We start from the raw sequence: 14,888 nt of genomic DNA on the forward strand, positions 1-14,888 counted from the left end.
CAGGCCGGATAGATTTACGCACCCAGTGCCGGGCTCGACGTCAGAAATCATCTTGTGGCGGGAGGCGTCCATAGATTGTCATAGCTGTCGCCGACGCTGCCGACGGAGGGCTCGATACCGGCGTCGGCGAGGCGCTCGGTGTAGCGAATGCTGACGTATTGAGAACCCCTGTCGGAATGGTGCACGAGGCCGCCGCGATGGACGGGCCTTCGCTCATGCAGGGCCTGCTCCAGCGCGTCGAGCACGAAGCTGGCATGTGCGGTTCGCGATACGCGCCAGCCGACGATGCGACGGGCGTAGGCGTCGATGACGAAGGCAACGTAGACGAAGCCCGACCAGGTGCTGACATAGGTAAAATCCGAGAGCCAAAGCCTGTTCGGCGCCGGCGCACGGAAGACCCGGTTCACATGATCGAGCGGGCACGGCGCCGCCTTGTCGGCCACCGTGGTGCGCATGGGCTTGCCGCGGATCACACCGTGTAGACCCGCGCTTCGCATCAGGCGCGCCACGGTGCAGCGAGCGAGTTCGCGTCCTTCTCGCTTCATCTGCCGCCAGACCTTGCGCACGCCATAGACCTGGTAGTTCTCGTCGAAAACCCGTTTGACCTCCGGCAACAGGGCGGCATCGCGCCTCGCCCGGATCGAGAGCTTGGCCGGATCGCCACGCCGCGAGGCATGAGCGTGGTAGGTTGACGGGGCGATCGGCAGCACTCTGCAGATCGGCTCGACCCCGTAATCCCCACGGTGATCGTCGATGAACGCGATCATCGCTTGAACGGGCGGTCGAGCTCCGCCTGAGCAAAATTCGCCGATGCCTTGCGCAGGATCTCGTTGGCCTGCCGAAGCTCCCGGTTCTCGCGCTCCAGCAGCTTGAGCTTGGCCGCCATGTCCGTCGTCTGGCCGGGCTTGCGGCCGCTGTCGATCTCGGCCTTCTTGACCCACTCGTTCAGCGTCTGCGCCGTGCAGCCGATCTTAGCCGCGATCGACATGATCGCCGCCCAACGGGACGGATGCTCGCCCTCGTGGTCCAGCAACATCCGAACCGCGCGGACCCGCACCTCGGGCGAAAACTTGTTGGTCGTCTTGCTCGTCATGGCTCCACCTTCTCAGGAGTTGGAGCCTCCGACAAACCCGGGGCGGTTCAGTCGACCAGCTCATACCTGGATCTCTCAGACCTACGCTGAGCATCCTTACGATTTCGAGCTGCTCTCCGCAAAAGGGGCTGTAGTCGAAGTCGTCGACGCCAAATCGACATCGCAAGCATGGACGGCAGACTTCTACATGTCAGCGGCCGAGATCGTATATGCCGCGGCCAGCCCGGTTCCGTATCGTATCTACCGGGTTTCAGAGGTTGGCCCAGGGGTCTCCGCCAACCTTCGAATATCAGATGACATCCGCGCCCTTGCCGCCGCCATCGTAAGTGGCCCTCTGGCTTCGTCGCATGCTGGCATTCGTGCTACCGGTTTCGCCATCAACCCCCAAGCCGCAGGTATCACCTGGGCAGGCCCCATCGCACTTCCACCATCCTCACCGTGACACGGGCGGCTTGTCCTATGCGCCGCCGGCGCTGACCATGAAGATGCCGACCAATATCGAGGTGGGAGCTCCGGTCGGCGTGCATTCTTTGTCATGTTTGTAAATGGCCATCGTATTCGCCCTCTGGATCGGCATCCTGCGCAACCCGCACATCCCAAACATTCTCTAATCAACCCAGGAACTTTCCGCCGATTTGGTAGGGTGATGGTTGGGCCTCGGTCAGGGTCAAATCCGCAGCCTGATCTGTCTAGCCGCAAGGGCGCAATCCACTCGCTAGACCCGGGGCAACGCTAAATTTGCTGGTGTGGCCAACGAGCCGCTGCCCACTCACCCATCTCTTTGGAGCGGATTCGGAAGTTTTCCGCGTTCCAGACATCGAATTTTGCGCTGAACTCTCTCGTGCTCTTGAATTTCGAGTCCTTGGCGAACCGGTCTCGCTTGCTGGCATATGGCTGGTTCCCAAGAGAGGAATTCATCTTGCCTGTGCATGCGGTCAGGTTCGCCAGCGCGTCCGTGTCTGAGCTGATAAATTTCTCGCCGTAAGCGAGCTTCCCCTGGGCTCGCGGGCCGACGCAATCATGGTTGGTATCGAGCGTGCGGCTTCGTTCGCCGGCAATGAGCGCTACAAGGCGAAAGATAGTGGTCGCATCCTAGCAGGGCTATTGGCGCGCTTGCCTCGCGATCGGTTCGTTGGGTTTGGCCCGCGGATTCTCGCCGCCTATGCGAAGGCCGACGATGGACACTGGCTGTGGGATGCGGATCCGTTGCTGCGTCGAATGGGCGAGCTCGGTACCGATGCACTGCCCTATCTGACCAACGAGATAGCGCTTCGTTCGCCCAATGGAGCAGCCATCGAGGGCCTCTGCCGTGTCGGTGCGGTTGGACGAGCCGTAGCGGAACCCGCGTTGCTCGCGGCGTGGAGCAAGTCGCGCGATGGTTTTGATCGCGACAAGCGCGAGGCGATGTTCGTTGCCATGCGCCGGATCGGCGTCACGCCGCCGCCGCTCGCCGACGACAAGCACGCGCAGTTCGCCAGGCTTCAGTCGGATTGGGCGGACATTTCGGAGAACTCTCCAAGCCGCGTCTGTGCCGTCAGCGCAGAACAGCTGGCCCGACGTCAGGAACAGCGAGAAGGGAAGCGTCGGACCAACGTCGATTGAGCGCATGCGCCTCAGGCACGCACCTTTCGCTGATCGTGCCGCATCCGCTCACGGCCGACCCGGTTGGTCGCGGCGTTCGACGCCTTGAGGCGGCCTCGCGCCAGGAGCGGACTCTCGCATCCAGCCGGAAAGCGGACATCCGCATCCCACGGCTCAACTCGTGAGCCTGCCAATAACCCCCTGAAGTCGAGCAATGCGAAACAGCCGCGGTTCACGCTACGCTGGCAGTGAGCATCTTACGCGGCGAGGCGGTCAAGCGCCTTCCCCCCTCGGCTTCGACGACGACGGTTTCGCTGAAGCCCAATCCGGCTGCCGATGCATACATGTGAAAGACCATGCCTTCCTCCAGCTGCCAGCGGGCGTTCGGCAGGAAGACGCGGGAGAAGTCGCTGGGGCGCGGCGTCCGGCCGTAGAGGCCGAGCGTATAGCCGGTGACGTTGTCATAGACCGGACGCAGGCCTTCCGAGAGCACGCCCTCGCGCAGGATCGCGTCGACATCGCAGGCGAGCGCACCTGGCCGCATCGCGGCGATCTGCCAGTCCTGCAAGGCGACGAGCCGCTTGGCGACGGGCGAGAGGCCGCGCCGATCCTCGCCGATCAGGACCGGCCGCATCAGCCGCGCGCCGTAGTTGCGGACCTTCGGGATCAGCTCGACATGGAGGATGTCGCCATCGCCGAGCGGCTGCGCGGTCATCACGCCATGCAGGAATTCATGGCCGCCGATACCCGGCACGATCGGCCCGGTTTCACCGGTATCAGCGCCGTTCTCCAGGAAGCAGGCGGCGGCGATCGCGGCAGCGGTGCGCGGCGAAATTCCGGGCCGCGCCTGCGCGGCGATGGCCATCATCGCTTTGTCGGCGATGCCGGCGGCGCGGGCGATCAGGTCCACCTCGGCCGGCGACTTGACCGCGCGCAGAAGGTCGCTTGCTTGTGGCAGGTCAACGAAGCGCATGCCCGGCAGCAACGCTGCGAGCCGGTCGCGCGTTGCGGCGGTGAAGCCGTACGAGGCGTGATCGGAGCCGATCGTGCGCGTTGCGAAACCGCGGCGCCGAAGTTCCTCCGCCATCACCGCATGCGGCTCATCGATATCGGCGAAGCCTACGATGTCGGTAAACCAGCAGGCGTCGCCGCACGGACCGGCGTCGAGTTCGCGCAGCACGAACCAGGGCTCGCCCTCCAGCGGCAGGAAAGCCGCGCGGTACATAGTCTCGGATACGGTGTAACCCGTCAGCCAGGCGAGAAACTCCGCGTGGTCGACCAGCATAAGGTCGGCGCCGGCCTTGGCCATGGCCGAGCGGGTTCTTGCGACCCGCGCCGCGAACTCCTCGCGCGGAAAAAGCGTGTTCACGCCAACTCGCAGATATCCAGGATCGTCAGCATGTAGATCCGGACCATGTCGAGGAAATCGCGGATCTCGACGCGCTCGTCTGGCATGGTGTTGTAGCGCCCGCCCGGGCCGCAGACGATGCCCTCCATACCGGCCGTGGTGTAGAGATGGCCGGCATCGGTGCCGAAGAAGCCCGGCGGCTTGATCGCTCCCGTCGGCTGCTTCTCGCCGCGCACGGCCTCATAGGCCGCGTTGATGCTCTTCACGATGCGAGCGTCCTTGGCGACCTCGAAGGCCGGCATCGATTGATGCCCTTCCTTCTTCTCGATGCGGATCGTGGTCTTCAGGCCGGGGAAGCGCTCTCCCAGCGCTGTGAGCTCCCGCTGCATGTCGGCCAGCGCCCCGTCCTGCGTCTGGCCGGGCGCGAAGCGTCCGGAGCCCTTGAGCTTGCAGTAATCGGCAACCTGCGGCGCGCGCCACTCGTGCAGTTCCTTGCCGAGCGCACCGTGGACAACGCCGACATGGACGCGATTGATCGATTCATGCTCCGGCGACCGCGCACCGCTGAAGGTCATCGCGTTGAGGCGCGGAATCAGGTCGCAAGCGGCCATGATCGCATCGACCGCCTGCTCGCGTTTGGAGAGGTGGCGGGTGTTGCCGACGAGTTCGATAACGAAGGAGAAGGCGCAGGCGTGCATGGTCACGGCCTGCAGGTCGGTCGGTTCGCTGTTGACGAAATAGTCGGCGCGGATGCCGCTCTCGATCGCTGCTACCGTGCCGACACCGCCCTGCAATTCGCCAACGACATAGGTCAGGATCACGTCGCCCTTCAGCCTCACGCCGGCGTCGAGCAGGGTCTTGACCGCACAATAGGAGGCGGCGTCGCCGGCCTTCATGTTGGAGACACCGATGCCGTAGATGAACTCGTCGTCGACAAGGCCGCCCCAGGGATCGACCGTCCAGCCCTCGGTTGCCGGGTTGGTGTCGAGATGGCCGTTGAACAGGAGGCTCTTGCCACCGCCTGTGCCCTTCCAGCGGCCGATGGCGTTGGCGCGACGGCCGTTGTCGAAGAACTGCGCCTCCGCCTCGATGCCCATGGCGTTCATCTGATCGACGGCATGGAGGACGAGCGCCTTCTCGCCTTCAGTCTCGGAGTAGCTCTTGTGCCGCGCCCAATCCGAAATCAGCGCGAGGCACGCCGTCTCGTCGAGCTTATGGATCAAATCGCGCGGATTCATGCGTATGGCCTCGAATGTCAGGCAGCCGTGGCCGGGGCGGGCACGGCTTCGAGCAGGGACTGGGTATAGGGATGGAGCGGGCCGGTGGAGAGCGTGGCGACGTCGACGAGATCGACAAGGTCGCCGCGATACATCACCGCGACCCGGTGAGCGATCTGGCGCACCAGGTTGAGATCATGCGTGATGAAGAGATAGGCCGTGCCGAAGCGCTTCTGGAGATCGACCAGCAGTTCGACGACGGAGGCCTGAACGGACACGTCGAGCGCCGAGGTGATCTCGTCGCAGATGACGAGCTTCGGCTTCGAGGCGAAGGCACGCGCGATGGCGACGCGCTGCTTCTCGCCTCCGGAGAGCTGGTGCGGATAGCGCTCGGCGTAAGCTGCCGGCAGCCGGACCTGCTCCAGCAACTCAGCGATGGCGGCTGTATCCTTTCTGGGCCCTGCCGCGCCGTAAAGCTCAAAGGGACGAGACAGGATTTCATTGATGCGCTGGCGCGGATTGAGCGAGGAATCCGGGTGCTGGAAGATGATCTGGACGTCGCGGCGATAGGCGCCGTCCATGTCGGAGAGGCCGGTGATCCGGCGTCCGGCAAAACGAATCTCGCCCTCGAACCGGTTCAACCCCGTCATCGCCTTGGCGAGCGTCGACTTGCCCGAGCCGGATTCGCCGACGATCCCGAGGATCTCGCCCGGCATCACCGACAGGCTGACCTCGCGATTGCCGGTGAACTGCGTGTTCGCCCGGCCGAGCAGCTCGCCGAGGAAGGGCTTGCGGCCGTAATGGACACTGACCTTCTCGACCTCGACCAGCGCTTTGCCGGCTTGAGGAGGTTCCGTCTTAACCAGCCGGTGGTCCGGCCGCGGGACAGCGGCGAGTAGCTTGCGCGTATAGGCGTCCTGTGGCCTGGCGAAGACCTCGCCGACTGCACCCTGCTCGACGATCCTGCCGCGATGAATGACCGCAACCTTCGTCGCGATCTGCGAGACCAGCGCGAGGTCATGCGAGATATAGAGCGAGGCGACGCCGGTCTCCGCCTGCAATTCCTTGAACAGCTCGAGGATCTGCCGGGCGGTGATGACGTCGAGCGCTGTCGTCGGCTCGTCGAAGATGATGCATTCCGGCTGGCAGGCGAAGGCCGTGGCGATGACGACGCGCTGCTTCTCGCCGCCCGACGCCTCGTGCGGATAACGCCGCATCATCTGCCCGGGAACCTTCAGCCCGACATGGGCGAGCCGCGCCTCGCCCTCGGCCCAGGCCTGCTTCCGGGTCAGGCCGCGATGGCGCACCAGCACCTCCGCGAGCTGCTCGCCGAGCGGAAGCGTCGGATTGAGAGAGGTACTCGGGTCCTGGAAGACCATGCCGATGCGACGGCCGCGAATGGCCTCGATCTCGGCCTCGGACACCTTCAGCAGATCCTGCCCGGTCAGACGGATGCTGCCGGTCTCGCGGGCCGTCGCGGGCAGGTGCCGCATGATCGCCCAGGCCAGCGACGTCTTGCCCGAGCCGGATTCGCCGACGAGGCCAAGCACCTCTCCCTTGGCGATCTGCAGGCTGACATCGTCGAGCGCGCGGGTGAAGCCTGTCTGCGTCGCGTAGTCGAGCCCGTATCCGGCGATGTCGAGAATCGTCGTCATCGCTTCATGTCCTCGGATTCAGCGCGTCGCGCAGGCCGTCGCCGAGCAGGTTGAAGCCGATCGCGACCAGAGCGACGGCAAGGCTCGGCCACAGGATCATCCAGGCGCTCAGATGCATGAAGCGGCGCGCTTCCGAGACCATCAGCCCCCATTCGGAGGCCGGAGGCTGCGCGCCCAGCCCCAGGAAGGACAGCGTGGCGAACAGCATCACGGCGAAGGCGACGCGAATGGTCATCTCGACGATGATGGGCGCGACGACATTCGGCAGCATCTCGCGCCCGACGATGAAGGCAGCGCTTTCACCGCGCGCGATGGCTGCGTTGACATAGTCCTGCTTGCGCACCGCGAGCGCGACGGAGCGCGTGATGCGGGCCATGCCGGGCGCGAAGGCGAGCCCGATTGCGAGCAGCGCGTTGAGGCTGCTCTTGCCGAGCAGGTTCACGATCAGCAGGGCCAGCAGCAGGCTGGGGATCGACATGATCGCATCGACGGTCCGCATGATCGCTTCATCGCCGCGCCCGCCGAGGAAGGCCGAGACCGTGCCGATCACGGCGCCGACGAGCGTGCCAAGCGCCGTCGCCAGCACGGCCATGACGACGGTGGCGCGGGCGCCGTGGAGCAGGCGGCTCAGGATGTCGCGGCCATATTGGTCCGTGCCCAGCCAGAACTGTGCGCTCGGCGGCTTGTAGCGCATCAGCGGCGCCATCTTCTCGGGATCGTACGGCGCGAGCCACGGGCCAACGATCACGACGAGCAGGATCAGCCCGACGATGACGAGGCCAAGCGCGCCCTGCGGCGAGCGCAGCATGCGCCTGAGAACCTCAATCATACTGGATCCTCCGGTCGACCCAGGCATAGGCGATGTCGGCGAGGAAGTTGCCGATCGCATAGGTCGTCGCCATGATCAGCGCGCCGGCCTGGATCGAGGGCAGGTCGCGCGCCTGGATCGCGACGATGAGCTGGCGGCCGATGCCCGGCAGGGCGAAGATCTCCTCCACCACGATGACGCCGCCGAGCAGATAGCCGACATCGAGCGCGACGATGGTGATCGTCGGCAGGAGGGCATTGCGCAGCGCGTGCTTGAACAGCACCTGCCGTTTCGAGAGACCTTTCAGCCGCGCGGCGCGGATATAGTCGGAGTGCAGCACGTCGACGAGCTCGGAGCGCACCATGCGTGAGACATGGGCGATCAGGATGAGGGAGATGGTCAGCACGGGTAGGACGAGGTGCCGCAGACCTCGGAGGGGATCTTCTGTGAGCGGGACATAGCCGGTCGCCGGCAGCCATTGCAGCCAATCGGCCAGAACGAGCACGACCAGCGTCGCCGTAACGAATTCCGGTAAAGAGACCCCGACATAGGAGAGAAAGCTGACGCCGAGATCGGCGGCGCGGCCGCGCCTGATCGCCGCGACGATGCCGAGTGGGATCGCCAGCACCAGCATCAGCACGATTGAGAGCAGGGCGAGCAGCAGCGAGCGGCCGAGCGCTTCCAGCATCGCCGGGGCGACAGGCTGGCCGGTGCGCATCGAGAGGCCGAAATCGCCGCGGACGACGCCACCCAGCCAGTGCAGGTACTGCATCCAGATGGGGTCGTTCAGCCCCATCTTCGCCCGCAGTGCCGCCAGCGCATCCGGCGTCGCATTCTCGCCAAGCATCATGACGGCGGCGTCCGCCGGCAGGATCTGGGTGATCGCGAAGACGATCAGCGACACGACGAAGAGCGTGTAGCCGATCAGCAGGATCCGCTTGAGGATATAGGCCGGCGACACGCCCGCTGCCCTGTTCTTGGCTCAGCCGCGCTTCGGCGCATTGGCGCCGAGCGAGACGAAGTCGAGCCTGAAGACGGCGCCGCGTGGATGCAGCTCATAGCCCTGCACCCATTCGCGCCGCGCTCCAAGCAGATCGAAGAAGGCCGGGATGATCGAGGGAACCTCGTCATGCATCAGCTTCTGCGCCTCGGCGTAGAGAGCCCGGCGTTTGGTCTCGTCGACGGTGGCGCGCGCCTCGAAGACCAGCTTGTCGAAGGCCGCGTTGTTCCAGCGCGTCTCGTTCCAGGCGGCGTTGGAGGTGTAGAGCAGGGAGAAAATGGCGTCGGCCGTCGCCTGCATGTTGTAGAAGCCGACATAGAACGAGCCCTTCTTCCAGACCTGATCGAGATAGGTCGCATGCGGCATCGTCTCGACCTTGATGTCGAAGCCGGCGGGCTTGGCCATCTCGCGCAGCGCGACCGCGAGCTGCGTGCGCTGGCCCGGGCGGTCGGAGGCGACCAGAGTCGCCTCGAGGCCCTTCGGGTAACCCGCCTCTGCCAGCAGCGCCTTAGCCTTGGCGATGTCCGCCTTCTTGGCCGGCAGGTGGGCATAGAAGCGGTAGGCCGGGCTGAGCGGGGTGTCGTTGCCGGCCGAGCCGAAGCCCTCGGTGACGAAATCGACCATGGCGGCGCGGTCAATGGTCAGCGCCAGCGCCTGGCGCACGCGCACATCGTTGAAGGGTTTCTGGTCGCAGCCGAAATTGACGTTGCAGAACTGGCCCGACGGCACCCGCAGCGCCTTGACGCCAGAGGCCTTCTGCAGCCGGCCGAATTCCGTCGGCGGCGTTGTGGTGATGAGGTCGGTATCGCCGGCGATCAGCGCGGAGGCCTCGGCGCTGACGTCCGGGAAGACGACGACCTCGATCTTGTCGAGATAGGGCCTCGCCTTGTCGTAGTAGGCGTCGTTGCGGGTGACGACGATCTGCCGCTCCGGTTCGAAGGAAACGAGTTTGAACGGGCCGGTGCCGATCGCCTGCCGGTCGAGCTTCGCGAGCCCTTCCTTGATGACGGCGGCGGGCACGATCTTGGCGTTGGTATAGGCCAGCGTAACCGGCAGGTCGGCGAAGGGCGCCGAGAGGTTGAACACGACGCTCGTGTCGTCCTTCGCCGAAACCTTGGCGATCGGGCCGACATTCTGGCGCGCCGGCGAGGCGGTCTTGGCGTCGAGGATCGCCTCGAAGGTCGCGACCACGTCGGCGGCCGTGCAGGACGAGCCGTCATGGAAGGTCAGGCCCTTGCGCAGGACGAAGGTCCATTCGGTCAGATCGGCCGAGTTCGTCCAGGACTCGGCGAGGTCGGGCTCCGCGCTCATGTCGACCTTGAGCCGGGTCAGGCCGGAATAGAGCAGCTCGGCGACGAGATATTCCGGGTTCACCCGGGTCACGAGCGGGTTGAGCTTGGAAACCGCTTGATCGACGCTGACGCGCAGCGTGCCGCCGCGGCGCGGCGCCTGCCCGAATGCAGGCAGGCCGGACATGGCTATGCCACTGAGTGCGGCGGAAGCGGCGAGGAAATCGCGACGATGAATGCTCGGCATGGGACGCTCCTTCAGCTTTTTGTGGGGGGCAGTCTTGGATCGAGGTCGGGGTTGATGTCCGGCCTGAAATCGGCAGCGAGGTAGAACAGGATCGCCTGCGCCAGTGAGACGATGTCCGACACGGTCGTGTGTTCGCCGGGCGCGTGAATATTGCGGTCAGGCCGTCCGAGTCCGCCGAGCACCACTTCCTGCCGGGCGGTCGCGCGCTGGACCCATCCGAAGTCCGAGCAGCTCGCCGCCCCCCATTTGCGGAAAGCCTCCGGCGGATAGCCGAAGCCTTCGCCCATGGCGGCCTGCCAGCGCGGCCAATGCGGCCCGGTCGGGTCGTCGGTCGGCATCAGGTGGCCAACGAGCGCCGTCTCGACAGACAGGCCGGGCACCGTTGCGACGCTGCGGCGGATCACGCCCTCGATCTCGGCCAGGGCCTCCTCGAAGCGCTCCTCCGGGGCGTAGCGCCGGTTGAGCGTGACTTCGAGGAGAGCGGGAACCTGTCCGCCCGCCGTACCGCCCCGGATCGCGGCGAGGTTGAGCTGAGAGGCGAGGGGCGGCTTGCCCGGTGGCGGCGGCAGGGCCGAGACCCGTGTCGCGATTTGCGCCTTGAGCACCGTCAAGGCGTTGAGCAGCGGCAACGCGCCCTCGATCGCATTGATGCCGGCGCCCTGGCGATTGCCTTCACCCGCATGGACGGCCTGGCCGTGAATGCGGACGAGCAGATTGAACAGGCCGAAGCAGCCGGCCCAAATCCGCGCCTCGGCGCTGCCGTTGAAATTGAGGATATGCTCCGGCAGGCGTCCCTGTTCGGCGAGATAGCGGATGCCCGGATAGAGCCCACCCTCCTCATCGGTGCAGAACAGCAACACCGGATCATAGGCGAGATCGACCGCGCAGGCGCGGGCCGCGCGTAGCGCCAGCAGGATCGCGGCGGCGCAGCCCTTCATGTCGGCGGCGCCCAGCCCGATCAGGCGATCGCCGTCGCGCTCCATCCGCAGCGGATCGCCGGCCCAGCCGGCAGCCGCGGGCACGGTATCGACATGGACATAGAGGCCGCAGGGCGGCCGGCCGCTGTCACGGCTGGCGATCAGATTGGTGCGCGGGCCGCTGGCCGGGCCGTTCGGCACTCGCCACAGACTTTCCGGCACCGGGACGCGCTCCGACGCGAAGCCGAGCGGAGCCACGAACTCCTCCATCAGCGCGGCGAAATCGTCATAGCCGAGGCCGGGCGGGAAGGAGGTGTCGACTGCGATCATCCGGCCCAGCGCCGCGACCGCCTCCTCGGCATTCGCGACGATCCAGTCGCCGGCCAGCGCCAGCGCCTTCCGTTCCGAGGTCATGGCGTCGACCATCGCTCAACCCAAAGCCGCAGCGCTTGTCCAGCGCTGCGGCAACCTGCAATGGAACCATGGAAAAGCCGCAGCTGGCAGAACCAATTTGCGGATCCTTCTCTTTCATATAAACTATATAGAAATAGGAACCCGCTGCATGCCCCCTGTCAACGCCAAAAAAGCGACGTCCGTTGCCAGCGGATTGGGCATGAGTGCAGATGGCTTTGCACCGACCCTCCCAAATCTGGCGACGGGGGAAGCCGCGCCGCTCTATGAGCGCGTGAAGCGGCATATGTCGGAGGCCATCCTGGTCGGCGAATGGCCGCCCGGAATGGTCCTTCCGAGCGAGACGTCCCTTGCCCAAGGTTTCGGCGTCGCGGTCGGCACGGTCCGGCGCGCCATGAGCGACCTGGTGGCGGAGGGACTGCTGACGCGGCGCCGCAAGACCGGCACCGTCGTGACGGGCCGCACGCCGCATCACAGCCTGCGCTTCTTCTTCCAGTATTTTCGTCTGCACCGTGCCGATGGCACCCTCGTGCGCTCGACGAGCGAGTTCCTCAGCGTCGAGGCCTTGCCCGCCACGCAGGCCCAAAGCGAAACGCTCCAGATCAGAACCGGCGGCGTGATCACGATACACCGTATCCGCCATGTCGACGGCCGCCCTGTGATGCATGACAGACTGGTCATGGCGCAGGAACGGCTGCCCGATTGGCCGCTCGACGCTAAGGAGCTACCGGCCCTGCTCTACCTGCACCTGCTCGAACGTTACGGTATCCGCATTTCCGCGGTGCGCGAGCAGATCACCGCCGACGTCGCCAGCGATGAGGATATGGCACTGCTCCAGCTCGACGGGCGCCAGGCCGTGCTCACGATCGACGAGGTCGCCTACGATCAGGCGGGTGTTCCAACGATCCTCGGGCAGCATCGCGCCACGACGGCCGCGCACGCTTACGTCAACGAAGTAAGGTAAGTCCGCGCCATTTGCAGACGTTGGGGCTCTATCAGAATGCGGACAATGAAATTGGGTTCCGGCTGAGGCCAAGCACCGTCGTCTTCTGCGAGCTCGGCGCTGCCGGAACGGTCGCGAGCTACGGAAGATAGGCTTCGGCCCCGGCGGCGATGATGTCCTGCTCGCTCATGCCTTGATGCCAGTGGGAGTACAGCACGCGCCGGTCACGCGGCAGGTCGAGATCGTCCTTGAGATGGCGATGGATCGCGCGAAAGGTCTTGTGCTCGCAGCCACCCCAGAAGAAGGCCGATTTCAGGTTGCTCGGCCATGTGCAGGCCCGGACCGCGTCCACGAGCAGCGTCGACATCGACGCCGGTGTGGCACCACGATGGAGCCAGCGAAGCTCGATATTGCCGGGGTGCTTCAACCGCTGCCGATCCGCATTGTCGCCGAGCTCGATCAGAGCGACGCCGCGAGCTTGCGGCGGCATATCCGCAAGGATGCGCGCTATGCCGGGAAGCCCCGTCTCGTCGCCCGCGAGAACATACCATTCGGCCGCTTTCAGTCCGTTGGCCGCGGGGCCCAGGATGCCGACCATGTTGCCGGGGCGCGCTTCCAGCGCCCAGCGCGTCGCCGCGCCCGCCGCCGCGTGGAGAAAGAAATCGATGGTGATCGTTTGCGCGGCGAGGTCGATCGCGCGGATCGTGTAAACCCGCGAAGGCAGCAAACCGGACGCGGGCCAGACGATCCGGCCGTTATCGTCGAGCAAAGGCCACTGCGGGTCGACGGTGCCATCAGGCTGGAACAGCAGGCGGCAGTGGATCTGGTCGGGGCGATCGTAGCGGGCGAGGTCCTCGCCGGAAAACACGATCCGGCGGAAGTGGGGCGAGACATCCTCCAGGCTGCGGACGCGCAGGATCCGCAAGTCACGCGGCAAGGCCGGGCCGGATGTGTCGCCCTCCCAGTCGATCGCGAGCGCCTCGGAGCTCGCGATGAAGCCGATCGGCCCCGCGAGCGCGTGCTTCAGCCGATTGAGATGATCGAGCTCGTCGGTGCCGACGCCCAATCTGAGCGAATCGGCGCCCGCGACGATGGTTGCGATCCCGAACGGGCAGGCGACGACATGGCCCCCTTCGCAGGGACGAACCGCCATGTCGTGCGTCGCAACCGAATCTAGAATGTCGGCCAGGAACGCGCTCACCCGCGGGAACGCGATCACCGCTCGTGAGGTGTAACGTCGCTCCGAAAGCAGGGATAAGAGCTTGGAATCCGAAGTCATGGAGCGGGTCCATCAAGGCTCGCCCACAGGGGCCCGGGCAGCGGCTCGGCAAAGAACCAGCGATTGATCTCGGCGAGCGTCGCCGCCGGCTCGAGGTCGCGGCAGGCCTCCGGATGGAGCCATTTGGCGGCGAGCTCGACGAAGAGGACGTTGAGGATCGGCACGGTGATCAATCCGGTCCAGATGCCGTGCACGCGGCCGGCCCGCACTGCCGGCAGCGAGGCGAAGCCGGTTCGTTCCGTCAGCCGCCGCAGGCCTCGGCGCCCGGCGGCGGGATCGAGGCCGGGGCCGATTGCTGGGCGGGCCGCGGAGGCGTAGCCCCCGCCGGTCGCGATATAGACATCCGGCTGCTGGGCCATGAGCTGCTCGGTCGACAGCTTCGCAATCCACGGTGCGTCGAGCCCATCGAGCGAGCGACCGCCGGCATCTGCGAGCAACTCCCCCCAAATACGCGTCCCCGCCGCCCAGCAGCACTCTTCGTAGACCGACATGATTTCCAGATAGGTCTTTATGGAAGCAGCACCGGTGATCCGTCGCGCTATCGTATCGAAATGTCCGTCGATAAACGTCGCAATTTCCTTGGTGCGGGCGGGCGCTTCGAAAATCTCGCCCCACATGCGGATTTGCGCCGCCAATGCCTGCCGCTGCGATCGCGCAATTCCGGAGTTCGCCGCGGCGGTGTTGTTGGTCGCATCGCTGAACACCAACGGGATGCCCAACTGACCGAGCCTCTCCGCCGCCGCTTCCGGACTCCCGCCAGGCGCCATGAAGGCGCTGGAAATGACGAGATCGGGCTTGAGCGAAACAATGCTTTCCACCGACAGCGTATCGGCCGTCTGCTTGCCGACGACCGCGATCGCGCGACCGACGGATCGCTCGAAACGCTCCCTGAGCAGATCGCTGTCGAAGCGGTCCGCCGCGGCCCAGCCCACGACGAGCTCCGCCGGCCGTGGATGGAACAGCGCCATCGTCAGCAGATCCCGAGCCTCCAGCAGGAGAATCCGGCGTGGCTGCCGGGGCAAGGCGACAACCCTCCCCAGCATGTCCGTGACGGAAAGACCGCCAGCGCCGGATGGCTGCGCGACCAGCGCCGCCATCAT

General features: G+C 65.7%; 13 protein-coding genes, 1 pseudogene and 1 other annotated feature. Of the genes and pseudogenes, 3 read left to right on the forward strand and 11 right to left on the reverse strand.

Translation table 11 applies throughout. The features are described 5' to 3' along the window. Nucleotides 1-74: 74 nt before the first annotated feature. Nucleotides 75-1,093 (reverse strand): annotated as a pseudogene (locus AC1RMY_RS08590) (IS3 family transposase); the annotation flags it as partial. Next, nucleotides 693-809 (reverse strand) — a sequence feature (AL1L pseudoknot). (Overlaps the previous pseudogene by 117 nt.) Between AC1RMY_RS08590 and AC1RMY_RS08595 the strand changes: the two are divergent. After that, nucleotides 1,092-1,535 (forward strand): protein NO VEIN domain-containing protein, encoded by a 444-nt coding sequence (locus AC1RMY_RS08595; protein ID WP_492864423.1) that lies wholly within the window; start codon nt 1,092-1,094, stop codon nt 1,533-1,535. The pseudogene AC1RMY_RS08590 and the gene AC1RMY_RS08595 overlap by 2 nt on opposite strands. Before the next feature lie 290 nt (nt 1,536-1,825). Here the strand turns inward: AC1RMY_RS08595 and AC1RMY_RS08600 are convergent, their stop codons facing one another. Beyond that, entirely contained in the window at nt 1,826-2,173 is a 348-nt protein-coding gene (locus AC1RMY_RS08600) for a GmrSD restriction endonuclease domain-containing protein (protein ID WP_492864425.1), read from the reverse strand. Between AC1RMY_RS08600 and AC1RMY_RS08605 the strand changes: the two genes are divergently transcribed. After that, nucleotides 2,114-2,695, forward strand: a complete 582-nt coding sequence (locus AC1RMY_RS08605) for a hypothetical protein (RefSeq protein ID WP_492863586.1) — start codon at nt 2,114-2,116, stop codon at nt 2,693-2,695. The two genes, AC1RMY_RS08600 and AC1RMY_RS08605, sit on opposite strands and share 60 nt — an antisense overlap. A gap of 211 nt (nt 2,696-2,906) precedes the next feature. Here the strand turns inward: AC1RMY_RS08605 and AC1RMY_RS08610 are convergent, their stop codons facing one another. Genes AC1RMY_RS08610 through AC1RMY_RS08640 form a run of 7 tightly spaced genes read right to left on the reverse strand, consistent with a single transcriptional unit; the run spans nt 2,907 to nt 11,569 of the window. Further along, complete coding sequence (locus tag AC1RMY_RS08610) at nt 2,907-4,043, reverse strand: M24 family metallopeptidase (RefSeq protein WP_492863587.1); 1,137 nt, start codon at nt 4,041-4,043, stop codon at nt 2,907-2,909. Then, entirely contained in the window at nt 4,040-5,260 is a 1,221-nt protein-coding gene (locus tag AC1RMY_RS08615; protein ID WP_492863588.1) for a M20 family metallopeptidase, read from the reverse strand. Before AC1RMY_RS08615 ends, AC1RMY_RS08610 begins: the two co-directional genes overlap by 4 nt. Before the next feature lie 17 nt (nt 5,261-5,277). Next, on the reverse strand, nt 5,278-6,894 hold the full coding sequence (locus AC1RMY_RS08620) for a dipeptide ABC transporter ATP-binding protein (RefSeq protein ID WP_492863589.1): 1,617 nt from the start codon (nt 6,892-6,894) through the stop codon (nt 5,278-5,280). A 4-nt stretch (nt 6,895-6,898) separates the two neighbouring features. Beyond that, nucleotides 6,899-7,723, reverse strand: coding sequence for an ABC transporter permease (locus AC1RMY_RS08625; RefSeq protein ID WP_492863590.1), 825 nt, complete (start codon nt 7,721-7,723; stop codon nt 6,899-6,901). Next, entirely contained in the window at nt 7,716-8,663 is a 948-nt protein-coding gene (locus AC1RMY_RS08630) for an ABC transporter permease (RefSeq protein ID WP_492863591.1), read from the reverse strand. The genes AC1RMY_RS08625 and AC1RMY_RS08630 overlap by 8 nt, the downstream gene beginning before the upstream one ends. 21 nt (nt 8,664-8,684) lie before the next feature. After that, nucleotides 8,685-10,238 carry an ABC transporter substrate-binding protein gene (locus tag AC1RMY_RS08635; RefSeq protein ID WP_492863592.1) on the reverse strand — a complete coding sequence of 518 codons (1,554 nt, stop codon included), beginning with the start codon at nt 10,236-10,238 and terminating at the stop codon, nt 8,685-8,687. A gap of 11 nt (nt 10,239-10,249) precedes the next feature. Continuing rightward, nucleotides 10,250-11,569 carry a M20 family metallopeptidase gene (locus AC1RMY_RS08640; protein WP_492863593.1) on the reverse strand — a complete coding sequence of 440 codons (1,320 nt, stop codon included), beginning with the start codon at nt 11,567-11,569 and terminating at the stop codon, nt 10,250-10,252. Nucleotides 11,570-11,717: 148 nt separating this feature from the next. Here AC1RMY_RS08640 and AC1RMY_RS08645 point away from each other — a divergent pair, with 148 nt between their 5' ends. Further along, the gene (locus tag AC1RMY_RS08645) at nt 11,718-12,530 is read left to right on the forward strand and encodes a GntR family transcriptional regulator (protein ID WP_492863594.1); all 813 of its coding nucleotides are present in this window, start codon (nt 11,718-11,720) and stop codon (nt 12,528-12,530) included. A 118-nt stretch (nt 12,531-12,648) separates the two neighbouring features. Here the strand turns inward: AC1RMY_RS08645 and AC1RMY_RS08650 are convergent, their stop codons facing one another. Then, nucleotides 12,649-13,728, reverse strand: a complete 1,080-nt coding sequence (locus AC1RMY_RS08650; protein WP_492863595.1) for an SIP domain-containing protein — start codon at nt 13,726-13,728, stop codon at nt 12,649-12,651. Nucleotides 13,729-13,784: 56 nt separating this feature from the next. Then, complete coding sequence (locus tag AC1RMY_RS08655; RefSeq protein ID WP_492863596.1) at nt 13,785-14,888, reverse strand: ABC transporter substrate-binding protein; 1,104 nt, start codon at nt 14,886-14,888, stop codon at nt 13,785-13,787.

This window comes from Allobosea sp. GW822-FHT03F07, assembly GCF_058801345.1.